Raw genomic sequence first — 24,254 nt, forward strand, 5'->3', positions numbered from 1 at the left:
GATCCCGTTGCCCGGCCGTTCCGGAACGCGCCTCCGGCCGCCGGGCGGGAGCCCGTCCCGTACGGGAATGCCGTCCGCGGCGCGCCCGACCGTGTGCGGACGGGGGCCGTCCGGAGCCGCCCCGTACCCCCCGGATCCCCGTGGTCCCGTTGGCCCACCAGACCGCGCGAGCCGCCCGGCCTCCTGGCAGCGTGGCGCGCATGAAGACCGGCACGAACGCGCTGAGCGCGCGGTGGACCAGCTGGGTGCCGGTGGCCGCCGCGTTGGCGCTCGTCGTCGGCTGGGGCAGACACCTGCCGGGCTTCGCCGTGACCGTCGTGGGACTGTGCCTCGTCGGTGCCGTGCTGGCCGCGGTGCACCACGCCGAGGTCGTCGCGCACCGGGTCGGCGAGCCGTTCGGCTCGATCGTCCTCGCCGTCGCGGTGACCGTCATCGAGGTCGGACTCATCGTCACCCTGATGGCGGGAGGCGGGGGCAAGGCCTCCACCTACGCCAGGGACACCGTCTTCGCGGCCGTGATGATCACTTGCAACGGGATCGTCGGACTGTCCCTGCTCGTCACCGCCCTGCGCAAGCGGATCGCCGTCTTCCACGCCGAGGGCTCGGGCGGGGCGCTGGCCACCGTGTGCACCCTCGCGACCATGACGCTGGTGCTGCCGAGTTTCACCACCGGCCGCCCGGGCGGCGAGTTCACCACGGCCCAGTTGGTCTTCGCCGCGATCGCCTCGCTCTGCCTCTACGCGATCTTCATCGCCGTGCAGACCGTCCGGCACCGCGACTACTTCCTGCCCGTCGAACGCGAAGGGCGAAGGAGCGACCCCGACGAGCACGCCCCGCCGCCGGGGGTGCGCCAGACCTGGTGGAGCGTCGCGCTGCTGTTCGTGGCGCTCGTGGCCGTCGTGGGGGACGCCAAACTCGTCTCCCCGACGATCGAGGGCGGCGTGGAGTCGGCCGGACTGCCCAACTCCGTCGTCGGCCTCGTCATCGCCCTGATGGTGCTGATGCCCGAGACCCTCGCCGCTGTCCGCGCCGCGCGCCGGGACCGCATGCAGACCAGCCTGAACCTCGCCTACGGCTCCGCCATCGCCAGCATCGGGCTGACCGTCCCGGCGATCGCCCTCGCCTCGGTCTGGCTGCCCGGTGCGCTGATCCTCGGAATCAACCCCACCCACCTGGTGCTGCTCACCCTCACCGCCGTGGTCAGCGCCCTGACCGTGGTCCCCGGCCGGGCCACCCTGCTCCAGGGCTTCGTCCACCTCGTACTGTTCGCCGCCTTCGTCCTGCTGTCGTTCAGTCCCTGACGACGGGCGGGCGGCCGCTGTCGACGGCCGGACCGGAGCGGCCGCGTCGCCGGGTCTCTCCCGGTCGGTACGTCCGTCGGGAACCACGCCGCCCCCTCCGCCGTTTGCCGACCGTCGGCCGTGACGAGGGAGAGGGGGCCGGTGGTGGCGATGTGGGCGGCGTCGTTCCCGGCGTTCGCGTGCCTACTGGTCCTGTTCGCCCTGGTGGAGAGTGGATGGAGATGGCTCACGGGGCTGGGCGTGATCCCGTGGCTGCGCAGGCGCACGGGGCGGTCGTTGTCGAGCGCGGCCTTCGACGAGTTCACGGCGGTCGTGAACGGAAACAAGACGGTGGAGCTGGAGCAGCGGCGGGTGGAGCTGCTGCGGCGGGACGACGAGAGCGACGGCGCGCCGCCCCGCTCCCGCATCGACCTGACCGAGGGCACCGCGTACATCGTGCTGCCACGGAAGGCGGACGGCTCGCGCGCTGACAGGCGCGATGCCCGTGAGGGCAGGCGGTGAAACGCGAACCGGAGGGAACGGGCGCGGAACCGTCCGCGCTGTGGGGGCGCATCGCCTGCTGGTGGTCGGTCGCGTTCGCCGGGCTGCACTTCTACTGGGCCGTCGGCGGGGGTGTGGGGTTGGGCGTCTCCGCCGGTCCGCTGGCCACCGAGCGCCCGCTGTGGTTCGTCGTAGCCGCTCTGTGGGGTGTGGGTGTGCTCTGTCTCCTCGGCGCCCTGCTGGCATGGCTGCTCGCCCGTTCCGGGCTCCGGGGCGTTCCCGCCCTGCTGGCAAGGTGGCTGGGGTGGGGCGTCAGTGCCCTGCTGCTGGCCCGCGGCATCGGTGTCGAGGTGCTGCTGCTGACCGGCACCACACATCTGGACGCCTCCGTGAGCGCGGGGCAGCGGGCCTGGACGCTCGCCCTCTGGAACCCCTGGTTCGTCGCCGGAGGGCTGGCCTTCGGCCTCGCCGCCCTTCGGTCCCGCAGGCATGCCGAAGCCGAGCCGACCCCCGCGTCCGGACGCTGAGCGAAGCCGGACCGGACCCGGGCCGCCGTCGGCACCGGCGAGGTCGATTCGGCCGACGCCGGCCGCGGGGCGAGTGTTCGGGCCCCGCGCCTCACGGAGCCGGGACGAGGCCGCCCAGCGGCACGCGCGGACGGTGTGTCACCTTTCCCGACGAGCCGCTCCACTCCGCGGAGTCGCGCGATGGCCGCCCCACGAACAGGAGTTCTGCAGCGATCGCCGTGACACCACGGGACGCGGCCGTGTTCGCCGTGTTCCCGCCGTGCGGCCGTGAACCCGGCGCTTCGGCCCGGTCCGGGCCGGCTCGTCGGGCGGTGCGGCCCGCCACCCCGCGGCGCGGGCCTAACTGCCGGGCGGGAACGGCTGAGCCTGCTGCGGGGGCCTACCGGCCGGAGCCACACCCGACCGGAGCACCTGCTCCAGGCCGCGCAGGGTCTGTTCGGCCTCCCGGCGCACCTGAGCGGGCACATCACCGCGTTCGGTGACGAGCCGGTCGTAGATCGGCGCCTCTTGCCACACAGCCAACCAGCCCTCTCCCCAGACAAGTTCCACCCCCGGTTCCGGAGGCGGCTGCCGAGCTTAGCCGGTCCCCGGCACGGTGCCGAAACCGGCCCGTGGAACCGCCGGTCCGACCGTCCGCCGAACCGGCCCGCCCTGCGCGCCGGGGTCGGCGGCGGCGCGGGCACCGGGTCAGCGGTGCCGGGCTGCGAACGCCGCGGTCGAGGTGTCGTCCAGATCCACGCAGCAGCCGTAGCCCCAGTAGACGTAGTAGTGCGGGGTGGCGAGCCGCCGGCGGCACTCGACGCACTGCACCTGCTGGTGCGGGTTGGCGCGGATCACGGCGGTGTCCTTGAGCGCGAACACCGCGCGGGTGGCCTCGAGGCCGTGTTCCTCGATGCCCTGCCTGACGAACTCGAACGCCCCGTAGACGTGGCCCGAAGGGCACTTGATCCGGTTGGAATAGGCGGATCCGCACGCCTCGGCCCCGAGTTCCGCCGTGATCCGGGCCATCTCCTCGTCGGACACCGGCTCCAGACCGAGCTGCTTCATCCGGTTGGGGGTCCAGTACCAGGCGTTCACGGCGTCGAACTGGGGCCGGGTCAGATAGAAGGTCGCCGTACGGCCGCTGCGCACGGTCTCCTTCACCGCGTCCACGACAGCGGTGTCGTCGGCCGCCATCACGGCTCTGCCGCCCTTGACGACCGACTCGATACCGGCCAATGACGATGGGTCCACGGTGCATCCCTCCGCGGGACGGACAGGCCCGGGTGGCCTGTGGCAGGAGGCTTCCGCAGTGATGGTCCGTCCGGCGCGGCTGCACCGCAAAGCGTGGCGGGCGTTCGGGTGGACCGGCGAGGACGGCGGGACGCGGCGCGCGCGGTGCCATGGCGCGTGGCGAGGCGCGGGCGGCAGTCGGCCGCGCCCCGGCATTGACGGGAGGGGCGGCGCCGACGGACCGGCCGGCTCGCCCGGAGTAGACGGTGCGCCCGGGGCCGACGGCCGGGACGGCGCGACCGGTCCGGTTGGACCACCGGGACCGCAGGGTGAGCCGGGCGCCGCAGGGACCAGCCGGTCCGCAGGGCCGCCGGCAACGACGGCACCCGCTGCCCGGCCGGGTACAGCCGACAGCCCAAGTCCGGCGGCCCGGACGTTGTCGAGTGCCGACGGGACGGCGCCCCCTCACCGGCACCGGAGCGACGCGGCTGCTGTCCGTGGCACTCGACCCGCAGCGCCGCCAATACGCCTGGACCACAGAGCCCCTCCCTGCTCGCGGCGGGAGGGGTTTTCGCTATGCCTGTGCCCGGGCGCCGTCGGTATGGTCGGGCGCATGGCTGACTACGTGCAGGTGTCCACGGCGACACCGTCCAAGGAACAGGCAGTCCAGCTAGCGCAGTCCGTGGTGAAGGAGCGGCTGGCTGCGGGCGCGCAGATCATCGGCCCGGTGACGTCGGTGTTCTGGCACCTCGGAGAGTTCGGCACGGGGGAAGAGTGGCAGTTGTTGCTGAAGACCCGTGCCGAGCGGTACCCCGACCTCGAGGCGCACCTCATCAAGCACCACCCCTGGGACAACCCGGAGATCGCGGCCGTGCCGATCATCGCGGGCGCGGAGGCGTGCCTGCGCTGGGTGTCCGAGAACACCCAGCCCGAGGCGTAGTTCAGAACGCCGCCTTGGCCAGGGCGTCGTCGACCTCGGCGACGCCCCGGTGCTGGACTAGGCGCTTGAGGAGCGGGTCCAGGCGGCGGCGGGGCCGGACCGAGGCGACACCGTTGGTGAGGTCCAGCGCGCGGCTCGTCACCTGTGCCGCCTGCTCGACCTCGCCCGCCGTCAGATACGCGTCCGCGAGCCACGACAGATACAGAGCCTTGTCCCGCGCCTGGCTGTCGTCGTACTCGTCCAGTGCTTCCTCGAGCACGGGCACTGCCCGCAGCGGCCGGCCCAGTTCGGCCCAGCACTGGCCGGTCATGATCTGCAGCTCGGTGTGATCCACCCACGAAACCCAGTCAGGCTGGGGAGCGTCCTGCCCTTCGGCGAGCGCGCGCCCCGCCTCAGCGAGTGCGTGCTCCGTGTCGGTGGCGAGGCCGGCCACGGCGCACGCCCAAGCGCGCCGCTCATGGAGCAGCGCGCGGACGCCCGCCGGGGCGTCTGGCCCGAGCGTCGTGCACGAGCGGGTGGCGATCTCGACTCCGGCTTTCCGGTCGCCGTTCACCGTCTGATACGCGAGGAACGCGAGCGCGTTCCCGGCTAGGTCCTTGTCGCCGGCGTCGGTCGCGGCGGTGTGACTCTCCTTGTAGAGCGCCGCGGCGTCGGCTTCGCGACCGCCGTCGAACGCTGCCCATCCTGCCTGCTGCGCCTGCTCGGCCAGCACCGACAGCAGGGCCCGGCCGGTCGGCTCCGAGTACGTGGCGTCGCGCAGCAGAGCCTTGGTGGCCTGGTACTCACCGGGGTACATGCGGTAGGTGTCGCCGCCACCGAGCACCGTGTCGAGGCGGCGGAGCCGCGCGGTGCGGAGGCGGAGCAGCTCGGGGAAGTCCGCGCCGATGCGCTTGCCCGCTGCGGGTTTGGTCAGGTCGGTCATGCCGACGGCGAGGCCGGCACCCGTGGCGCTGTGAAGGAACTCTCTGCGTCGCACTGTTTTGTCTCTCTGCGTGGCGGTCGTGCGTGCAGGTGGTCCGGGGGAAGCGCGCTCGCTCATCTCCCACGGGCGGTCCGCGAGTCCGAGCATGTGCCCCGGAATGCGTAACGCGTCGGAGATGGCCACGACCTTGTCGAAGGTCGTGATGCGGCCGCGGCCGCGGGCGAGGGTGCCCACGCGCTCCGGCTTGACGCCGCACTCTGCAGCGATCTTCGAGTAGCTGATGCCGGCCATGTCCCGGGCCAGCCGGAAGACGGCGCCGAAGTCGTGGCTGGTGAGGGCGGCTTGCATCTCAGCGCAGTGAAGCACCTGGGAGGGAAGCGCGGTGGGCGGTGTGAAGTCGTTCATCGTGGCCCCGTGTACCTGCTCGAGCGAGTGTGTCTCACGGTGTGTCAACGAGCCTACCCATGATGGGTATACCGGTGAGAGGGAAGCAACCCTCTCTACGCTCCAGCAGGGTTGAGCATCAGACCCCGGTAACCGCGCGACCGGTCCCGGGGCATGGCCAACGCTGCGAGGAGCGTCGACATGAATCAACGTATCGTCCTGGACCAGACCCCCGTGGGAAACCGGGATACCAGGCCACTGGATCTCGCCACCATGCGGGAGACCGCCCGCCAGATCATGGCCATGGGTGAACCGGGCCCTGAACTCGAGGACCTCACTGCCGCGATGCGCGGCTTGGTTCAGCTCCTGGTCCCGGAGATCCGCACCCTCATCGCCGCGAAGCCCGCCGGTGACCAGCCCGCCAAGGTCGCGCAGGTCGGTGTCGACGAGGCGTGGCGCCGACTGCACACCACGCCCGGCTTCGGCCCCGACGCGGAGTACCGCCGGGCGCAGAAGCTGGCGCTCAGTGTCTTCTCGCTGTGCGACCACTACGAGAACTTGCAGCCGCCGGCGGCCGCGGCGTCGTGACCCCACACCCATGGCGACCGAATCGGGTTAAGGGTCGCACCCCCTGGACGCCCGCCCCGCCCGTGATCCGGAAGACGCCGGTGGCCACGCGCGCTACTGGCTGAGTCGGCAGCGAGCTACCGCCCCGGCCGAGTACCCAGCCAGAGACCGGCCGAGGCGGGCCGGGCCCGCGGGCCCGGCTGCACGACGGCACGGGGGTAGGCCCCGCGCCGAGCGCACCTCAGGAGGATCGCATGACCGCTGTAGCTGTGGAACTGCGCCGAGGCCGTGATCTCGTCGAGCCCGAGCTGTTCGACCGGCTCGTCGACTTCTGCGCCACGGAGTACGGCCTGGAACGCGTCGTCGCCGAGCAGGTCCAGGACGAGGCCCTCGCCCTGCTGTACGTCATGGGCACGACCAAGTCCGGCGCCGCCATGGCCCCGTCCGAGACGGTCGACCCGGGCTGGCACACCTTCATGCTGCACAGCGCCGAGTACGCCCAGTGGTGCCACGAGAGCTTCGGTTACTACCTCCACCACGCGCCCAACAGCAAGCTCCGCACCCAGGGCCTGATGGTCGACGTCGTCGGCCGGATCCGGGAGGCCGGCTTCTTCGTCGACGACCGCCTGTGGGGCACGGCCGGCGACTGCAACGCGCCGACGTGCTGCGGCGACGGCCCCTGCTGCTGACCCATCCGACCGGGGCGGGTCGCGCAGGACCGGCGGCCCGCCCGCTCGACACAGAACGGAAAGACCGGTGCCGACGCAGCACGCCCCCACCACGGCCAGATCCCGCGTCACGCTCTTCCCCCTCGAAGGGCTGACCGTCGCGTACACCACCCAGTCCGGCGACACCCGCGGCCTCGGCGACATCGCCGTCGTCGCCGTCACCACACCCGACACCGCCGAGGGGCGGGACCTGTGGGCCCTGGCTCGCAGCATGTGGAGCCGTGCATCGCAACGACAGGAACAGGCGCGCTGGATCCTCACCCAGGCCACCCGAGCCCGCATCGTCCGCGCCCACGACCACCAGGACCTCCCCGACACGAAGTGGACCGCCGAACTCGACAGCCCCTTCCAACTCGACGCCCTGTTCGCCAACCACGAAACCCTGCTCACCGGCCGGATGAAGATCGGCTGAACCAGTGGCTGCCCCGGCTTGCCTTCCCCCGTCCGCAAGCGGAGGCTGGCCGGGGCTCACGGCTGCGCGGTCCCGTGTCACTCGCAAACCGGGCGACCGATCATTCGGTCGAGCTGTCCGGGATCAGTAACCCAGTCACCCGGGCCGGGCGTCAAGACGCCGGTGAGGCCCGGTCGGGTCCGCGGCCGCGCGGCGCACCGTGGGCGGCCCGATCCGTTGGCGGGATCGCCGCCGCCCGGAGAGGATCACCGTATGCCGACCTTCAGCGCCTACGACGGCACGGCGCTCGCCTACCACGCCGAGGGCCGGGGCGAGCCGCTGGTCTGCCTGCCCGGCGGCCCGATGCGCGCCTCGGCGTACCTCGGCGACCTCGGCGGCCTGACGGCCCACCGCGGGCTCGTACGCCTCGATCTGCGCGGCACAGGCGACTCCGCGGTTCCCCGCGACGACGCGACGTACCGCTGCGACCGGCTCGTCGACGACGTCGAGGCGCTCCGCGAGCACCTCGGACTCGACCGTGCCGACGTCCTCGCCCACTCGGCGGGTGGCAGCCTCGCCCTGCTGTACGCGGCGGCGCACCCCGGACGGGTGCGCTCCCTGACCCTCGTCACCCCCGGCACGCGCGCCCTCGGCATCGAGGCCACCGCGGAGGACTGGCGCGGCGCGGTCGCGCTGCGCCGGGGCGAGCCGTGGTTCGAGGCCGGCCGCTCCGCCTGGGAGGCGTTCCTCGGCGGGGCCGAGCTCGACGACCTCTGGCCGGACATCGTGCCCTTCATGTACGGCCGCTGGGACGCCGCCGCCCGGGAGCACGCCGCGGACGACGCGCACCAGACGAACCCGCACGCGCGCGGCTGCTACTACGCCGAAGGCGCGTTCGACCCGGGCGCCACGCGGCAGGCGCTGGCCGCACTGGAGGCGCCCGTCCTCGTGCTCGCCGGCGAGTACGACGGCGGTCCCACACCCGCCCGGGCACGCGAGATCGCCGCGGTGTTCCCGCACGGCACGGCGGCCGTGCAGTCCGGCGCCGGCCACTATCCGTGGCTCGACGACGCCGGCGCCTTCCGCCGTACCGTCGCGGCCTTCCTGGAGGCGGACGGACGCCCGCCGTGAAGTTCTGCTGTCGGCCCGCTTAAGAAGATCTCGATGGACTGAACGCCCGAGGCTGGGCAGATTGGTGCGCGTCACCGCCGGCCGGGTCGTCACGCCTGGTCAACCCGTCGCCACGCCTGGAGCCGCACCCATGAAGGCACTCGTCAAGCAGCACGCCGAGCCCGGGCTGTGGCTCATGGACGTCCCCGAGCCCGAGTACGGTCCCGGCGATGTGCTGATCAAGGTCCTGCGCACCGGCATCTGCGGAACCGACCTCCACATCCGCTCCTGGGACGGCTGGGCGCAGCAGACGATCTCCACGCCGCTCGTGGCCGGCCACGAGTTCGTCGGCGAGGTCGCCGCCGTCGGCACGGACGTCGAGGACGTGGCCGTCGGCGACCTGGTCAGCGGTGAGGGCCATCTGGTCTGCGGGAAGTGCCGCAACTGCCTCGCCGGCCGCCGCCACCTGTGCCGCAGCACGGTCGGGCTCGGCGTCGGCCGCGACGGTGCGTTCGCCGAGTACGTCTCCCTGCCTGCTTCGAACGTCTGGGTCCACCGCACCCATGTCGACCTCGACGTCGCCGCGATCTTCGACCCGTTCGGCAACGCGGTGCACACCGCGCTGTCGTTCCCGCTCGTCGGCGAGGACGTCCTCATCACCGGCGCGGGCCCGATCGGCGTCATGGCGGCGGCCGTCGCCCGCCACGCCGGCGCCCGCAACGTCGTGATCACCGATGTCAGCGAGCCCCGCCTCGAACTGGCCCGCAAGGTGGGCGCCACGCTGGCGGTCAACGTCGCCGAGACCGGCATCGCCGAGGCGCAGCGCTCGCTGGGCCTGAAGGAGGGCTTCGACATCGGCCTGGAGATGTCAGGCCGTCCCGAGGCCGTCCGCGACATGATCGACAACATGACGCACGGCGGCCGGATCGCGATGCTGGGCCTGCCCGCGCAGGACTTCGCCGTCGACTGGTCGAGGATCGTCACCTCGATGATCACGATCAAGGGCATCTACGGCCGTGAGATGTTCGAGACGTGGTACGCGATGACGGTCCTGCTGGAGGGCGGGCTCGACCTCAGTCCCGTGATCACCGGCAGTTACGGCTACCAGGACTTCGAGGCCGCCTTCGACGAGGCCGCCACCGCCCGCAGCGGCAAGATCATCCTCGACTGGACCGCCTGATCCCCGGCCCGGCGCCCGCGCCGGGCCGCACGGCGTCCTCCGCCACTCGCCCGCAGCCACATCCCAAGGGAGCACCCGCATGTACGCCTCCGTGCGCGACGACCTCCGCGCCACCCTCGACGAGATCCGCGCCGCCGGCCTCCACAAGCCCGAGCGGGTCATCGGCACCCCCCAGTCGGCCTCGGTGGCCGTCACCGCCGGTGGTGCCCCCGGCGAGGTGCTGAACTTCTGCGCCAACAACTACCTCGGACTCGCCGACCACCCCGAGATCGTCGCCGCCGGTAAGGAGGCCCTCGACCGCTGGGGCTACGGCATGGCCTCCGTCCGCTTCATCTGCGGCACCCAGGAGGTCCACAAGGAGCTCGAGCGGCGCCTGTCCGTGTTCCTCGGCCAGGAGGACACGATCCTCTACTCCTCCTGCTTCGACGCGAACGGCGGTGTCTTCGAGACCCTCCTGGGCCCGGAGGACGCCGTCATCTCCGACGCCCTCAACCACGCCAGCATCATCGACGGGATCCGCCTGTCGAAGGCCGCCCGCTTCCGCTACGCCAACCGCGACATGGCCGAGCTGGAGGCCCGCCTCAAGGAGGCGGCCGACGGCGGCGCCCGCCGCAAGCTGATCGTCACCGACGGCGTGTTCTCCATGGACGGCTACGTGGCGCCGCTGAACGAGATCTGCGACCTGGCCGACCGGTACGACGCGATGGTCATGGTCGACGACTCGCACGCCGTCGGCTTCGTCGGCCCCGGCGGCCGCGGCACTCCCGAGCTGCACGGGGTGATGGACCGCGTCGACATCATCACCGGTACCCTCGGCAAGGCCCTCGGCGGTGCCTCCGGCGGTTACGTGGCGGCCCGCGCCGAGATCGTCGAACTGCTGCGCCAGCGCTCCCGCCCGTACCTGTTCTCCAACTCCCTCGCCCCGGTCATCGCCGCCGCGTCACTCAAGGTCCTGGACCTGCTGGAGTCCGCCGGCGACCTGCGCGGGAAGCTCGCCGCCAACACCGCGCTCTTCCGCCGCCGGATGACCGAGGAGGGCTTCGAGATCCTGCCCGGCGACCACGCGATCGCCCCCGTCATGATCGGTGACGCGGCCGAGGCCGGGCGCATGGCCGAGCTGCTGCTGGAGCGCGGCGTCTACGTGATCGGCTTCTCGTACCCGGTGGTCCCCATGGGCCAGGCCCGTATCCGGGTGCAGCTCTCCGCCGCGCACTCGACCGAGGACGTGGAGCGGGCGGTGGGGGCGTTCGTCGACGCCCGGGCGACAATGGCGGGGTGATCGACCCTCGCAGGCTACGCATTCTGCGCGCCGTGGCGGACCACCGTACGGTGACCGCCGCGGCCGCGGCGCTGTATCTGACCCCGTCGGCCGTCTCCCAGCAGCTCGCCGCGCTGGAGCAGGAGACCGGCCACACCCTGCTCATCCGCAGCGGCCGGGGCGTCACGCTGACGGCGGCCGGCGAGATCCTGCTCGGCCACGCCCACGCCGTGCTCTCCCAGCTGGAACGGGCGGAGGCGGAGCTCGCGGCGTACGCGGGCGGCGCGGCCGGCGAGGTCACCGTCGCCTCCTTCGCCACCGGGATCGCCGAGGTCCTCGCCCCGGCCATCGGACGGCTCGCCCAGGACCACCCCGGGATCCGGGTGCGCGTCCGCGACGCCGAGGGCGACGAGAGCCTGCCCATGGTTCTGGACGGGGAGGCCGACCTCGCCCTGGCCGTGGAGTACCGGGGTGCTCCGCGCGACGACGACCGCCGCCTCGCGCGGGTCCCGCTCTACGCGGAGCCCTTCGACGCCGTGCTGCACTGCGGCCACCCGCTCGCGGACCGCGGCCGGGTGGAGCTCGCAGCCCTCGCGGACAGCGACTGGATCGGCCAGTACCCCGGCAACCCCTGCCATGACGTGATGCTCCTGGCCTGCGAACTCGCCGGATTCCAGCCGCGCCTCACGCACTCGTCGGACGACTTCCGGGCCGTGGTGGCCCTGGCCGGCGCGGGCGCCGGAGTGGCCCTCGTACCCCGCTCGGCCCTGCGCGGCATGGAGCTGAAGGACACCGTGGTCCTTCCCGTCGCCGGCCCGGCCGCCACCCGGCGCGTCTTCGCGGCGGTCCGGCGCGGCGCCGAGAGCCATCCGCTGCTCAGCCCGGTCCTGGAAGCCCTGGCGCGCGCGGCGGCGGGTCTCTCCACCGGCTGACCACCCGCCGGGCTTCCGCCGGGGCGGCGTCACCGCTGCCGGGCGGGCCGCTGCGGCCGGTACAGGAACGGTGTCGTCGTGCCCAGTGCGGTGAATCCCAGCCGCTCCAGGATCGGCCGACTCGACGGCAGCGCGTCCACCTGGAGGAAGCGGTGGCCCCGTTCGGCACCGGGGTGCCGCGGCGGCAGGCCCGCACGTCACCGCCCTCCGGCCCCGGGTTCAGGCGCCGTGCACCAGCCGGTCCACCGCGGCCGTGCCGGAGGCGTACGGCATCGCGTGCGCCGGGGAGGGGTGGACGGCGGGCGTGGGCATCGGGCCGGGGTGCCGCGTGGCGGGCACCAGGTCCTGGCCGGGCAGCGGGGCCGGGCCGGGTACCAGATCCTGGCCGGGCAGCGGGGCCGGGCCGGACGTGTGGGGCGTTCCGTACAGCGTCCGTTCCAGCCCCGCGACCAGCCGCTGGACGTCCGGCTGCGGCCGCACCACGAGCCGCAGGTACCTGCTGGAGCTGCCGATCTTGTTGCCGCACTCCCGCACCAGCACCCCGTGCTCCTCCAGCAGCCGGTTCCGCAGCAGCGCGCCGTCCGCGCCCTCCGGGAGCCGCACGTACACGAAGTTGCCCTGCGACGGGTACACGGTGAGCCCGGGCAGCCGGCTCAGCTGCCAGATCATCTCCTGGCGGTCGCGCTGCACCAGCCGGAGACTGTGCGCGTACTCCGGCCGGTACTCCTTCAGCATGAACACCACGGTCTCCGCGAAGGAGTTGAGGTTCCACTTGGGCAGGGCCGCCCGTACCAGGCCGGCGAGCCCCGGGTTGGCGACGAGATAGCCGAAGCGCACCCCGTGGAGCCCGAAGTTCTTTCCCAGGCTCCTCAGCACGATCGTGTTGGGTCGCAGCACCGCGTCGCCGACGACACTGGCGTCCGCCTCGGCGTCGGCGAACTCCAGGAACGACTCGTCCACGACGACCAGGTCCAGGTCCTGGAGCTGGTCGAGCAGAGCGAGGACGGCGTGCCGCGGGAGCAGACCGCCGTCCGGATTGTTCGGATTGCAGATGACGGCGGTACGGGAGCCGCGCGAGCGCACGAAGTCGACGAACGTCGCCGGATCGAGCACGAAACCGTGGGACTCGGGCAGCGGGAACATGTCCACGCGCTTGCCCGTCTCCATCGGCTGGTCCGTCCAGCGGCCGAACGTCGGCACCGGCACCGCCAGCGACTCGCGCACCAGCAGGTGGTCGATCCACGTGATCAGCTCGGTGGAGCCGTTGCCCATGGCCACGGTCTGCGGATTGAGCCCCAGCACGGAGCACAGCTCCGCGGTGATGGTGTCCGCGCCGCTGGGGTAGTAGGTGAGGATATCCCGCAATCGGTCACCCAGTTGCTCGAACATCTCGGGTGTCGGGAAGTACGGGTTGCAGGGGATGCAGAAGTCGGTGATCGGCTGCCGGTCACCGGTCACCCGGCTCAGTGCGGCGTACGACGGGCTGTGCGCCGTGGACGTGCGGAAGAGCTCGGTGACGTTGCTGCCGGCTTCGGCCATGGGGGTCCTCCGGAGGTGGCTCGCTGCTCCCTGCCGGGGGAATACGTACGGGCGCGCGACCGTGCTCAACGCGAGTGGCAGATGCTGTTCCCGGGGCGGGCGGGACGGGCGCTGCCGCCTCGGCAGCCGGCGAGCGCTCCTGCCCGGCCACCTGGGCGGCGGGCCCCTTGACCGTGGGCGGTTCGCCTCGCCGGGCCCCGTGGGGCGTCCGGGCAGGGGCTCACCCCGTCCCGGTGCCGCCGGCCGCCGCGGCGACCGCCCGTGCCCAGCGGTAGTCCGCCTTGCCGCTCGGAGAGCGCTGGATGGCCGGGGTGACGACCAGTTGTCGCGGGATCTTGTACCCCGCCAGCCTGCTGCGGCAGTGCGCCTGGACGGACCCCAGGTCCAGCGCGGGCGCCCCCTCCCGCAGTTGTACGACCGCGGCCACGTGGTTGCCCCACTTCGCGTCGGGAACCCCGGCCACCAGTGCGTCGTAGACGTCCGGATGGGCCTTCAGCGCCTGCTCGACCTCCTCCGGATAGACCTTCTCCCCACCGGTGTTGATGCACTGGGAGCCCCGTCCCAGCACGGTGACCACGCCCTCCTCGTCCACCGTGGCCATGTCGCCGAGCAGCACCCAGCGCTCGCCGCCCCGGCGGAAGAAGGTCTCGGCGGTCTTGGCCGGGTCGTTGTAGTAGCCGAGCGGCACATGGCCGCGCTGGGCGATCCGGCCCGGTTCGCCCACCGCGACCGGCTCGCACGTCACCGGATCGACCACCTGCGTACGGTGGTTGACCCGCAGCCGTAACCCCTTCCCCGGACCCGAGTCCTCCGTGGCCGTCCCGTTGAAGCCGGACTCCGACGAGCCGAAGTTGTCCAGGAGCATCACATGCGGTGCCAGCGCCCTGAACTGCTCCCGCACCGTCTCGGACATGATCGCGCCGGAGGACGACACGCTGAACAGCGACGAGAGGTCCGTGCCCTGCGACGGGCCGTTCAGCGCGTCGACCAGTGGTCGCAGCATCGCGTCGCCCACCAGAGACACCGACGTCACCCGCTCCCGCTCGATCGTGCGCAGCACCTCCTCCGGCACGTACTTGCGGTGGAGCACCACCCGCTGGCCGAAGCCGAAGCCGATGAACGAGGTGAGCGTCGACGTGCCGTGCATCAGCGGGGGAGTGGGGAAGAAGGTGATGCCGTCGCCGCCCGCCGCGACGCGCTCCGCCAGTTCCTCCGGCCGCTTCACCGGCTCACCGGTCGGCGCCCCACCGCCGAGCCCGGCGAAGAAGAGGTCCTCCTGGCGCCACATCACACCCTTGGGCATCCCGGTCGTGCCGCCCGTGTAGATGATGAACTGGTCGTCCGCCGAGCGTGCCCCGAAGCCGCGCCCCGGCGAGCCGGACGCCTCGGCGTCCGTGAACACGGTGCAGTCCAGGGCAGGCGCGTCCGGTGCCGGTGCGCCGACGCGAACGAGGTGCCGCAGCTTCTCCGTCCGCGGCAGGGCGGCCGCCACCCGCCCGGTGAACTCCGCGTCGAAGACGAGAGCCGCGAGATCGGCGTCGCGGTAGAGGTAGACGAGTTCCTCCTCGACATAGCGGTAGTTCACGTTGACGGGGACGATGCGCGCCTTGAGGCAGCCGAGGACCGTCTGCAGGTACTCGACGCCGTTGTAGAGGTGCAGGCCGACGTGTTCCCCGGGCTTCAGCCCCGCGTCGGCGAGGTGGTGGGCCATCCGGTTGGCCGCCGCGTCGAGCTGCGCGTAGGTGAGGCGACGCTCGGCCCCCGTTCCGGGGTGGTCGAGGTAGAGGAGCGCCTCGCGGTCCGGCACCACGTCGACGACCGACTCGAACAGGTCGGCAAGGTTGTACTCCACCGTTCCTCCTGACCCCGGCCCGCACGGCGCAACCGCCTCGGAGCGGTCATTAGAGCGCCGCCGCCCACAACTGGGAAGGGCTACCGCAGAAGAAAACTGACTGACTGTCAGAAAACTATTGAACTGCTCCCCGGGCTCCTGCAACCTGTTCTAGGGCGTGTTGCGAAAGTAGCTCCGTCCGCCCGCAGGGCGGGGCCTGCGGCGTCTGGTGCATGGGGTCTCCCCAGGCCCTCCGGGCCGAGGGGAAGATCGCAAGGCGGAGGATCATCCTCGTACTGGGCGTACTTGGATGACTCCGACAACGCAGCGAGCGTGCGTGCCAGGCGTCGCGGGCCAGGAGGGACTTTCGCAACACGCCCTAGGTCTTGAGACGGGAGGACGGCCATGACGGGTACGGAACACCTCACCGTGCAGCGCGAAGGCGCCACTCTGGTGCTCACGCTGAACAGACCGGAGGCCAGGAACGCGCTGTCGCTGCCCATGCTGGTCGGGCTGTACGACGCCTGGCTGGAGGCCGACGCGGACGACGGCGTCCGCTCGGTCGTCCTGACCGGCGCGGGCGGCTCGTTCTGCGCCGGAATGGACCTCAAGGCCCTGGCCGGGAAGGGCATGGCGGGCGAGGAGTACCGCGACCGGCTCAGGGCCGACCCCGACCTCCACTGGAAGGCCATGCTCCGCCACCACCGCCCCCGCAAGCCGGTCGTCGCCGCGGTCGAGGGGCCCTGCGTCGCCGGCGGTACCGAGATCCTCCAGGGCACGGACATCCGGGTCGCCGCGCAGAGCGCCGTGTTCGGGCTGTTCGAAGTCCGCAGAGGACTCTTCCCCATCGGCGGTTCGACCGTGCGGCTCCAGCGTCAGATCCCGCGCACCCACGCCCTCGAGATGCTGCTCACCGGCCGTCCCTACAGCGCAGCCGAGGCGGAGCGCATCGGCCTCGTCGGCAGCGTCGTCCCCGACGGCACGGCGCTGGAGCGGGCCCTCGAGACCGCCGAAAGGATCAACGCCTGCGGGCCGCTCGCCGTCGAGGCGGTGAAGGCGTCCGTCTACGAGACGGCCGAGATGACGGAGACCGAAGGGCTCGCGGCAGAACTGAAGCGCGGCTGGCCGGTCTTCGACACCGCCGACGCGAAGGAGGGTGCCCGCGCCTTCGCCGAGAAGCGCGACCCCGTGTACCGCCGGGCCTGACCGCCTGACCGCCTGACCGCCTGATTGACCGTGCGCCTGCCTGCCCGCCTGCCCGCCTGCCCGCCTGATTGCCCGTGCGCCTGGCCGCCCGCCCGACGGGCCGTTCGGCGGACCGACCGCCGGATACCGCCGCCCCGCGCCCGGGCAGCCGGACTCCGGGGCGGTCCGCACGGGAGCACCACGGCACCCCGGGGACCCGCAGGGCCCTCCGTACGCAACCGGCAGAAGGAGTCCCATGACCGCCACCCCCGCATCCCGGGTGCCCCCCGCACCGGAGGTGCTGCGCGCCCCGCTCACCGTCGAGTTCCCGTTCACCCGCTCCCTCGGCCCCGTGCAGTCCGCCTTCCTGACCGGACTGCGCGAACGTACCGTGCTCGGTGTCAGGACCACCGGCGGCCGGGTTCTCGTCCCGCCGGTGGAGTACGACCCCGAGAACGCCGAGGAGCTACGCGAACTCGTCGAGGTCGGCACCGCCGGCACCGTCACCACCTGGGCCTGGAACCCGGAACCGCGCCGGGGCCAGCCCCTCGCCACCCCCTTCGCCTGGGTGCTGGTGAGGCTCGACGGCGCCGACACGGCCCTCCTCCACGCCCTCGACGCGCCCGGCCCCGACGCCGTGCGCACCGGAATGCGGGTCCGCGTCCGCTGGGCCGCCGAGCGTGCGGGAGCCATCACGGACATCGCCTGCTTCGAACGGTGCGAGGACCGCGGCCAGCGGGAACCGACCCCGGCGACATCCGGTACCGAGAGGCGCGCCGCAGCCGAACCCCGCCTCCACAGCGGGGAGTTCGACGACCCCGTCACCGGCATCGTCGCCCCGGCCCGGCTCGACTACACCTACACGCCCGGGCGTGCCCAGACCCGCTTCATCAACGCCCTCGCGGAGCGCCGCACCACCGGCGAGCGCTGCCCTTCCTGCCGCAAGGTGTACGTACCGCCGAGGGGCGCCTGCCCGACGTGCGGCATCGCGACCTCCGAACAGGTCGAGGTCGGTCCCCGCGGCACCGTCACCACGTTCTGCATCGTCAACATCAAGGCGAAGAACCTCGACATCGACGTCCCGTACGTGTACGCGCACATCGCCCTCGACGGTGCCGGCCTCGCGCTCCACGGCCGCATCGGGGGCATCCCCTACGACCAGGTGCGCATGGGCCTGCGCGTCGAACCGGTGTGGACCGAGGACGGCCGGCACCCCGACCACTACCGGCCCACCGGCGAACCCGACGCGGACTACGACACCTACAAGGAGCTGCTGTAGCCATGCGAGACGTCGCGATCGTCGCCTTCTCCCAGACCGACCACGTACGCGGCAGCGAGGAGATCTCCGAGGTCGAGATGCTCATGCCCGTGCTCCACGACGTCCTCGGACGCACCGGGCTGCGCACCGGTGACATCGGCTTCACCTGCTCCGGCTCCTCCGACTACCTCGCCGGCCGGGCGTTCTCCTTCACGATGGCGCTCGACGGCGTGGGCGCCTGGCCGCCCATAGCCGAGTCGCACGTGGAGACGGACGGTGCCTGGGCGCTGTACGAGGCCTGGGTCGAACTCCTCACCGGCGAGGCGGACACGGCCCTCGTCTACGCCTGGGGCAAGTCCTCGCCCGGCTCCGTCCGCGACGTCCTCACCCGCCAGCTCGACCCCTACTACCTCGCCCCGCTCTGGCCCGACTCGGTGGCCCTCGCCGCCCTGCAGGCCCAGGCGCTCGTCGACGCGGGGGAGACGGACGAGCCGGCCCTGGCCGCGATCGCGGCACGCAGCAGGACCGACGCCGCGGACAACCCGCACGCCCAGCTCCGCGGGGCCCGCGCGCAGGGCGACTACGTCGTCCGGCCCCTGCGCACCGGCGACTGCCCACCCGTCGGCGACGGCGCGGCCGCGGTGGTCCTCGCCGCCGGGGACAGGGCGCGGGAACTGTGTGACCGCCCCGCCTGGATCCGGGGCATGGACCACCGCATCGAACCGCACTCCCTCGGGGTGCGCGATCTCACCGACTCGCCCTCGACCCGGCTCGCCGCCGAAGGGGCCGGAGCCTTCGAGCGGCCCGTGGACACCGCCGAACTCCACGCCCCGTTCACCTCCCAGGAGGTCGTGCTGCGCAAGGCGCTGCGTCTCGGCGGCTCCGTGCGGATCAATGCCTCGGGCGGCGCCCTCGCGGCCAATCCCGTCATGGCGGCGGGCCTGATCCGCATCGGCGAGGCCGCCGCCGCCGTCCACCGGGGTGCCTCCGACCGCGCCCTCGCCCACGCCACCTCCGGCCCCTGCCTACAGCAGAACCTGGTCGCCGTCCTCGAAGGAGAGCCGCATGCCCGCTGAGGAACCCGTGGCCGTCGTCGGCGTCGGCCAGACCAAGCACGTCGCGGCCCGCCGCGACGTGTCGATCGCCGGGCTCGTCCGTGAGGCCGCGCGGCGGGCCCTCGACGACGCCGGACTCGGCTGGGTCGACGTCGACGCCGTCGTCATCGGCAAGGCCCCCGACTTCTTCGAGGGCGTGATGATGCCGGAGCTGTACCTGGCCGACGCCCTCGGCGCCGTCGGCAAGCCGATGCTGCGCGTGCACACGGCGGGCTCGGTCGGCGGATCGACGGCGCTGGTCGCCGCCAACCTCGTGGCGGCCCGTGTCCACCGGACGGTGCTCACCCTCGCCTTCGAGAAACAGTCCGAATCGAACGCGATGTGGGGCCTGTCGCTGCCCGTCCCGTTCCAGCAGCCGCTCCTCGCCGGCGCGGGCGGGTTCTTCGCCCCGCACGTACGTGCGTACATGCGCCGCAGCGGCGCACCCCAGACCGTGGGCTCCCTGGTCGCGTACAAGGACCGCCGCAATGCGCTGAAGAACCCGTACGCCCACCTCCACGAGCACGGCATCACCCTGGAGAAGGTGCAGTCCTCGCCGATGCTCTGGGACCCGATCCGGTACTCGGAGACCTGCCCGTCCTCCGACGGCGCCTGTGCGATGGTCCTCACCGACCGGGCCGGAGCCGCCCGTTCGCCGCACCGCCCGGCCTGGGTGCACGGCGGTGCGATGCGCAGCGAACCGACGCTGTTCGCGGGAAAGGACTTCGTGTCCCCGCAGGCCGGGAAGGACTGCGCCGCCGACGTCTACCGGCAGGCGGGCATCACCGACCCGCGCCGCGAGATCGACGCCGTGGAGATGTACGTGCCCTTCTCCTGGTACGAGCCGATGTGGCTGGAGAACCTGGGCTTCGCGGCGGAGGGCGAGGGCTGGAAGCTCACCGAGTCCGGCGTCACGGAACTGGACGGCGACCTGCCGGTGAACCCGTCCGGCGGGGTGCTGTCCACCAACCCCATCGGTGCTTCGGGGATGATCCGCTTCGCCGAGGCGGCCCTCCAGGTACGGGGCCGGGCGGGTGCGCACCAGGTGGAGGGGGCGCGGATGGCCCTCGGCCACGCCTACGGCGGGGGCTCGCAGTTCTTCTCCATGTGGCTGGTGGGCGCCGAGCCTCCGGCGACCTGAACTCCGTGCCCCGGTGGGCGCGGTCGCCCACCGGGGCACGAGGGAGGGCGGCGCCTGCGCACACCGGGGCGGCCGGGCCCGCGGAGGCGGGGCCCCGCGAGCGGCCCCGGCCGGCATTCCGGAAGCGGCCGCGAGTCCTCCTGCGGCGGCCTGTCCGCGACCGGCCCCGATCGCTACGCTGACCCCGGACGACGAACCGGGAGGAGTAGGGACGTGGGCGAGAGCATCACCACGGAGCAGCCGCTTTCGGGTTGGAACAAGCCGGAGCTCGACCTCAGCCGGGCGGACTGGCAGTCGGGGAGCCAGGGGGCGGGTGACGTCCAGATCGCCTTCGTCGAGGGCTTCATCGCGATGAGGAACGGCGGCCGTCCCGGCAGCCCGTCACTGATCTTCAGCCCGGCCGAGTGGCGCGCCTTCGTCATGAACGCCCGGCACGGGGAGTTCGACCTCACCTGACATGCCTCCGGCGGCGGCCCGTGTGCGAGGCGCGCTGGGCCGCCACCTTGGACGCCGGCCTTCGAATGAAAGGCAAACGTCTCGAGAACTCTTGAACCTGCGTGCTCGGGTTGCGTTGGTGAGGGGCGCATCGATGGGAAGAGGGGCACCCGCCCGCACGGTCTAGGCTGACGATCATGAGCCCAGAACGTGACCTCGGCCGTCTGCTGACCGGTATGCGTCCCGAACCGAACCCCGGCCGCTACGTCTTCACCACCGTCACCGGTGCGCCGCCGCCCGGCCTCGCCCCCGTGGCCACCGTCGCCGAGGACGAGGGCCTGACCCTCGTCGTACGCGAGGAGGAGGCCGACGCCGCAGGGCTGGTCTACGACTACGTAGCCGGCTGGATCACCCTCCGCGTGCACTCCGCACTCGACGCCGTCGGGCTCACCGCCGCCGTCGCCACCGCCCTGGCCGAAGCGGGCATCAGCTGCAACGTCGTCGCCGGCCACCACCACGACCACCTGTTCGTGCCGTACGAACGCGTGGACGAGTCCATCACCCTCCTGCGGGAGCTGGCGGCACGCGCCGGCTGAGCCCGCGGGCCCCGGTGCGACCGGCCGTCCGCCCCGTTCCGGCGTGTCGCGCACGGGAGCGCCCGGTCGGCGGCACGGCCTGCGGGACACGTACCATGTCGGCATGTCCTTCCTCCGCCGCCGCAGCGCCGCCACTCCCGCGGGCCCGGACTTCGACGTCCTGGCCATGGACCCGGGGGACTGGCCCGGCAACCTCGGCGCCGGGCTGCTGCCCGCGCCCGACGGCAGCTGCCAGGGCGTCTTCCTGCGCTACGACCTGTTCGGAGGCCGGGGCCCCGCGATGATCATCGGCAATCTGCCGGAGGGCTCGCCGGCCCGCGAGGTCGCCGAAGGGGAGGCCCCGTTCGAGGTCGCCCAGCTGCTCGCGGCACTGGAGAACGACGAGGACGTCACGGTCGTCGGCACCGAGGACGTCCCCGTGATGCAGGGCGACAATCTGCTGATCGTGCGCAGGATCAAGCTCTCCGACGGCCGGATCTCCTGCGTGCAGTTCGACCGCAGTGACAACGTCCTCGTCACCATCGCCAGCTGGGACCGGCCGATCACCGACGATCTGTACGCCCTCCTCAAGCCGCTGCCCGCGGAACTCTTCCAGCAGGGCTGACCCTCCGGGCACCCGCCGCCGCGACCCCGCGGACGGGGCGGACCCCGCCAGGCACCGGTCGGAGCCCGCCGACGTCGGTGAACCCGGTCCGACTCGGGTCATGCCCGCGCGCCCTCGTCCCCGCGGCCCCTCTCCGCACCGCCCGGCCCCGTACGGTCCCACGCCCCCTGCCGCGGGACCGTACGACAGCCCGGCCGCCCCCGGTCCCCGCCGCCGCGCGGGACGTTCCCGAGCGGACACCAGCCTCCCGGCACCCCGGTCAGAGCCGCACGGCAACCGCCGCCGCGCCGGAGTGCGATCCCGTGCCGGTGCTCACCGACGCCCCCGGCCCCGCACCCGTCCGGAGCAGGTCGACGACTCTCGCCGCCGACATCCCCAGTGCCAGGGGCCCGTCGAGGCACAACGCCGAGCCCGCGCCCGACCGCACGTCCTCCGCCCCGTAACGGCGCGCCTTCCGGTGCCAGTTCAGGATGCCCGCGAGCCAGTCCTCCAGTTCCCGCACATAGGAGTCCAGCGCCGCCCTGCCCCGGGAGTCCAGCGCGAACCGCTCGTGCAGCAGAGGGAGTTCATTCTCCTTGATGTGCAGGAACTGGCTCAGCCTCGACCGCATCAGATCGTCCACGATCGCGACGGCGGCCCCGTAGCCGCAGCCGAAGAAGTTCTGCACCACGAGAACGCCGTTGTGCAGCTCGCCCTCGACCTCGATCTCCTTCTGGTACGAGAAGAGGTCGTTGACCAGGCAGGCGTAGTCCGACGCCGCGTTCTCCAGGCTCCGCATCGTCCCCGTGCCGTGGATCTCCGGCGGCAGCTCCCCCTCGTGCCGCAGCCGGCACAGCAACATCGTGAGGTCCGACCCGAAGGTGCTGCGCCGCATCTCCATGTAGTCCACGGGGTCGGGCACCCGGTGCTGCGCCTGGTTGTGCAGCTCCCACAGCCAGCTCTCCAGCATCACGTCCAGCGCACGCCGCAGCCCCGCCCGCGCCTCGGGGCCCATCGGCCCCGCCGTCCGTGCCCAGAGGTCCGCGAGCGACCGCTCCATCGGGCTCTCCGCCACCGCCGCGCCCGACCCCGGGTCGTCGAGCGGCATACAGGCCGTCAGCCGGTCCGTGCACGCCTTCGCGCCGAGGAGATCGCGGGGGCGGCCGAACACCAGCGGGTAGTAGTCGTCCCCGTACGTGCCCCATGTCAGCCACTCCGTGCTGAGCTCCAGCTCCTCGGGCGTGGCGTCCGGGTCGAGGCCGGCCGCGCAGAGGGCGAAGTCGAAGCCGGTGAGCATCTCCTCGTCCCAGATGTCCCCGAGCAGCCCCATCCGCTTCGCCCAGGCGACCGACCTGGCCAGCGCCTCCTCATGGTGCGGGCTGAGCGTCAGGGGGAACGGGCAGTCGAACTCGGGCAGCAGCGACGGCCCCGTCGGCCGGTGCGGTACGTGCGTCAGTCCGCGCAGCCGGGACACCGCCGGCCGGCCGAACAGCGTCCTCACGTCCAGGGCCGACGTCCCCAGCACCCCGTCGAACAGCGAAGGCCCCGCCACCGCGCCCTTGTTCATGTAGCGGCTGGAACGCAGATGCCACTCGTGCCCGCCGGACTGCCAGTCCTGCAGGCCCTTGGTGTACGCGGCGACCGCCGCGCACTCCGCCGGGTCCAGCCCGGTCTCCACGCAGAGCGCCGGGACCTCGGTGAGCGCGGTGTTCTCGAACTGCTGCAGCCGTGACGTCAGCAGGTCGTTGACCGCGTCGGCCGCCTCCTGCGTCGAGCAGCCGAGGAAGGTCTCCAGCACCAGCACGCCGTTGCTGTTCTCGCCCTCGTCGCCGACCTCCCGCTCGTACGAGAACAGGTCGTTGCGCAGATGAACCGCGTCGGAGAACGCGTCCCTCAGCACCCGCATCGGCCGCGAGCCGGCGACCCGCTCGGGGACCTCAGCGCCCGCCGCGAACTCGACGAGCCCCGCCGACCACGGCGCACCGCCGACCTTGCGCCGCATCTCGACGTACTCGACCGGGTTGGCGATCCGGCCCCGGTTGATGTTGTGCAGCTCCCACAGCGACTCGTTGAGCAGGTGCTCCGTCGCCTCGGCGAACCGGGCCCGCCACGCCGCGGACATGCTCGGCACAGTCCGCGCCCACAGGTCGGCGAGTCCCGCCTCCACCTGGTTGGTCGGCTCCGGGACGCCCTGCTCCGGATCCAGTGGCATGAACGCGGGGAGCCGGTCCAGATAGTCCTTGCCTCCGGCCGTGTCGCCCGTGCGCTTGTAGACCTCCAGGAAGTGGTCGTCGAAGAAGAACACCCACACGTACCAGTCGGTGACCAGCGAGAGCGCCTCCGCCGAGCAGTCCGGATGGGTGTAGGCGCACAACAGGGCGTAGTCGTGCGCCTCCAGGTCCTCGAGCTCCCAGATCCCCGACCCCTCCAGCATCCCCATACGGTGCGCCCACTCACGGGTGTGCCGGCGTGCCGCGTCGACGTGCGGGTTGAGTCGGGCCGGATACGGTACGTAGAAATCCGGCAGTTCGAAGGGCTGTGCCATACGTGCCCGGCCTTTCGGTGAGCGTCCGCGCGCGAGCCGCGCGGACCGGTCGGCGTACGGGCGAGCCCTACCCGTCCCCTCTCCGGAGCACGCGGCCCCGATGATCACCCGTCCG

The 24,254-nt window shown here is 72.4% G+C and carries 23 protein-coding genes and 2 pseudogenes; 18 read left to right on the plus strand and 7 right to left on the minus strand.

Going from position 1 to position 24,254, the window contains the following annotated elements; all coding sequences use genetic code 11:
- The first annotated feature begins 200 nt into the window (after nt 1-200).
- The 3 genes from FEF34_RS36005 (at nt 201) to FEF34_RS36015 (ending at nt 2,308) form a co-directional block, all read left to right on the plus strand.
- Nucleotides 201-1,301: a calcium:proton antiporter gene (locus FEF34_RS36005; RefSeq protein WP_138056905.1), complete on the plus strand. Its 1,101-nt coding sequence runs from the start codon at nt 201-203 to the stop codon at nt 1,299-1,301.
- A gap of 150 nt (nt 1,302-1,451) precedes the next feature.
- The gene (locus FEF34_RS36010; RefSeq protein ID WP_234043287.1) at nt 1,452-1,802 is read left to right on the plus strand and encodes a DUF6191 domain-containing protein; all 351 of its coding nucleotides are present in this window, start codon (nt 1,452-1,454) and stop codon (nt 1,800-1,802) included.
- The gene (locus FEF34_RS36015) at nt 1,799-2,308 is read left to right on the plus strand and encodes a DUF3995 domain-containing protein (RefSeq protein ID WP_138056907.1); all 510 of its coding nucleotides are present in this window, start codon (nt 1,799-1,801) and stop codon (nt 2,306-2,308) included. Before FEF34_RS36010 ends, FEF34_RS36015 begins: the two co-directional genes overlap by 4 nt.
- A gap of 339 nt (nt 2,309-2,647) precedes the next feature.
- Here the strand turns inward: FEF34_RS36015 and FEF34_RS36020 are convergent, their stop codons facing one another.
- Nucleotides 2,648-2,830, minus strand: coding sequence for a hypothetical protein (locus FEF34_RS36020; protein WP_138056908.1), 183 nt, complete (start codon nt 2,828-2,830; stop codon nt 2,648-2,650).
- A 165-nt stretch (nt 2,831-2,995) separates the two neighbouring features.
- Nucleotides 2,996-3,541 carry a hypothetical protein gene (locus tag FEF34_RS36025; RefSeq protein ID WP_138056909.1) on the minus strand — a complete coding sequence of 182 codons (546 nt, stop codon included), beginning with the start codon at nt 3,539-3,541 and terminating at the stop codon, nt 2,996-2,998.
- A gap of 592 nt (nt 3,542-4,133) precedes the next feature.
- Between FEF34_RS36025 and cutA the strand changes: the two genes are divergently transcribed.
- Nucleotides 4,134-4,460 (plus strand): divalent-cation tolerance protein CutA, encoded by a 327-nt coding sequence (gene cutA, locus FEF34_RS36030; RefSeq protein WP_171053222.1) that lies wholly within the window; start codon nt 4,134-4,136, stop codon nt 4,458-4,460.
- Between the two features lies 1 nt (nt 4,461).
- Here cutA and FEF34_RS36035 read toward each other — a convergent pair whose 3' ends face one another.
- On the minus strand, nt 4,462-5,787 hold the full coding sequence (locus tag FEF34_RS36035; RefSeq protein WP_138056910.1) for a helix-turn-helix domain-containing protein: 1,326 nt from the start codon (nt 5,785-5,787) through the stop codon (nt 4,462-4,464).
- Nucleotides 5,788-5,967: 180 nt separating this feature from the next.
- Between FEF34_RS36035 and FEF34_RS36040 the strand changes: the two genes are divergently transcribed.
- From FEF34_RS36040 to FEF34_RS36070, 7 genes and pseudogenes are all read left to right on the plus strand, one after another.
- A complete protein-coding gene (locus FEF34_RS36040; protein WP_199800722.1) occupies nt 5,968-6,354 on the plus strand; it encodes a DUF6415 family natural product biosynthesis protein in 387 nt (128 codons plus the stop codon).
- A 233-nt stretch (nt 6,355-6,587) separates the two neighbouring features.
- Nucleotides 6,588-7,022, plus strand: coding sequence for a glycine-rich domain-containing protein (locus FEF34_RS41655; RefSeq protein ID WP_171053223.1), 435 nt, complete (start codon nt 6,588-6,590; stop codon nt 7,020-7,022).
- 67 nt (nt 7,023-7,089) lie between these two features.
- A complete protein-coding gene (locus FEF34_RS36050) occupies nt 7,090-7,473 on the plus strand; it encodes a hypothetical protein (RefSeq protein ID WP_138056911.1) in 384 nt (127 codons plus the stop codon).
- A gap of 252 nt (nt 7,474-7,725) precedes the next feature.
- Nucleotides 7,726-8,562: pseudogene (locus tag FEF34_RS36055) on the plus strand (alpha/beta fold hydrolase); the annotation flags it as partial.
- 151 nt (nt 8,563-8,713) lie between these two features.
- A complete protein-coding gene (tdh, locus tag FEF34_RS36060; RefSeq protein ID WP_138056913.1) occupies nt 8,714-9,742 on the plus strand; it encodes an L-threonine 3-dehydrogenase in 1,029 nt (342 codons plus the stop codon).
- 79 nt (nt 9,743-9,821) lie between these two features.
- Complete coding sequence (locus FEF34_RS36065; RefSeq protein ID WP_138056914.1) at nt 9,822-11,021, plus strand: glycine C-acetyltransferase; 1,200 nt, start codon at nt 9,822-9,824, stop codon at nt 11,019-11,021.
- A complete protein-coding gene (locus tag FEF34_RS36070; protein WP_138056915.1) occupies nt 11,018-11,932 on the plus strand; it encodes a LysR family transcriptional regulator in 915 nt (304 codons plus the stop codon). The genes FEF34_RS36065 and FEF34_RS36070 overlap by 4 nt, the downstream gene beginning before the upstream one ends.
- Nucleotides 11,933-11,961: 29 nt before the next feature.
- Here FEF34_RS36070 and FEF34_RS43420 read toward each other — a convergent pair.
- The 3 genes and pseudogenes from FEF34_RS43420 to FEF34_RS36085 all read right to left on the minus strand — a co-directional run.
- Nucleotides 11,962-12,099 (minus strand): annotated as a pseudogene (locus FEF34_RS43420) (GNAT family N-acetyltransferase); the annotation flags it as partial.
- 52 nt (nt 12,100-12,151) lie between these two features.
- Complete coding sequence (locus FEF34_RS36080; protein ID WP_138056916.1) at nt 12,152-13,471, minus strand: pyridoxal phosphate-dependent aminotransferase; 1,320 nt, start codon at nt 13,469-13,471, stop codon at nt 12,152-12,154.
- Nucleotides 13,472-13,691: 220 nt separating this feature from the next.
- Complete coding sequence (locus FEF34_RS36085) at nt 13,692-15,323, minus strand: acyl-CoA synthetase (protein WP_138056917.1); 1,632 nt, start codon at nt 15,321-15,323, stop codon at nt 13,692-13,694.
- A gap of 384 nt (nt 15,324-15,707) precedes the next feature.
- On the opposite strand from FEF34_RS36085, the gene FEF34_RS36090 reads away from it, so the two are divergent.
- The 7 genes from FEF34_RS36090 to FEF34_RS36120 all read left to right on the plus strand — a co-directional run bounded on the left by FEF34_RS36090 (nt 15,708) and on the right by FEF34_RS36120 (nt 21,615).
- Entirely contained in the window at nt 15,708-16,508 is an 801-nt protein-coding gene (locus FEF34_RS36090) for a crotonase/enoyl-CoA hydratase family protein (RefSeq protein ID WP_138056918.1), read from the plus strand.
- Between the two features lie 235 nt (nt 16,509-16,743).
- The gene (locus FEF34_RS36095) at nt 16,744-17,766 is read left to right on the plus strand and encodes a Zn-ribbon domain-containing OB-fold protein (RefSeq protein ID WP_138056919.1); all 1,023 of its coding nucleotides are present in this window, start codon (nt 16,744-16,746) and stop codon (nt 17,764-17,766) included.
- Between the two features lie 2 nt (nt 17,767-17,768).
- Nucleotides 17,769-18,821 carry a thiolase domain-containing protein gene (locus FEF34_RS36100; RefSeq protein WP_138056920.1) on the plus strand — a complete coding sequence of 351 codons (1,053 nt, stop codon included), beginning with the start codon at nt 17,769-17,771 and terminating at the stop codon, nt 18,819-18,821.
- Nucleotides 18,811-19,980, plus strand: coding sequence for a thiolase domain-containing protein (locus FEF34_RS36105; RefSeq protein ID WP_171053224.1), 1,170 nt, complete (start codon nt 18,811-18,813; stop codon nt 19,978-19,980). The genes FEF34_RS36100 and FEF34_RS36105 overlap by 11 nt, the downstream gene beginning before the upstream one ends.
- Before the next feature lie 213 nt (nt 19,981-20,193).
- Nucleotides 20,194-20,436 (plus strand): DUF397 domain-containing protein, encoded by a 243-nt coding sequence (locus FEF34_RS36110; protein WP_138056921.1) that lies wholly within the window; start codon nt 20,194-20,196, stop codon nt 20,434-20,436.
- A gap of 176 nt (nt 20,437-20,612) precedes the next feature.
- Nucleotides 20,613-21,011, plus strand: coding sequence for an ACT domain-containing protein (locus FEF34_RS36115; RefSeq protein ID WP_138056922.1), 399 nt, complete (start codon nt 20,613-20,615; stop codon nt 21,009-21,011).
- Between the two features lie 103 nt (nt 21,012-21,114).
- Nucleotides 21,115-21,615 carry a hypothetical protein gene (locus tag FEF34_RS36120; protein WP_138056923.1) on the plus strand — a complete coding sequence of 167 codons (501 nt, stop codon included), beginning with the start codon at nt 21,115-21,117 and terminating at the stop codon, nt 21,613-21,615.
- Between the two features lie 259 nt (nt 21,616-21,874).
- Here FEF34_RS36120 and FEF34_RS41660 read toward each other — a convergent pair whose 3' ends face one another.
- Nucleotides 21,875-24,139, minus strand: coding sequence for a terpene synthase family protein (locus FEF34_RS41660; protein WP_234042727.1), 2,265 nt, complete (start codon nt 24,137-24,139; stop codon nt 21,875-21,877).
- Between the last annotated feature and the right edge of the window lie 115 nt (nt 24,140-24,254).

Origin of the sequence: Streptomyces marianii (genome assembly GCF_005795905.1) — a bacterium.
GTDB classification, from domain to species: Bacteria; Actinomycetota; Actinomycetes; order Streptomycetales; family Streptomycetaceae; genus Streptomyces; species Streptomyces marianii.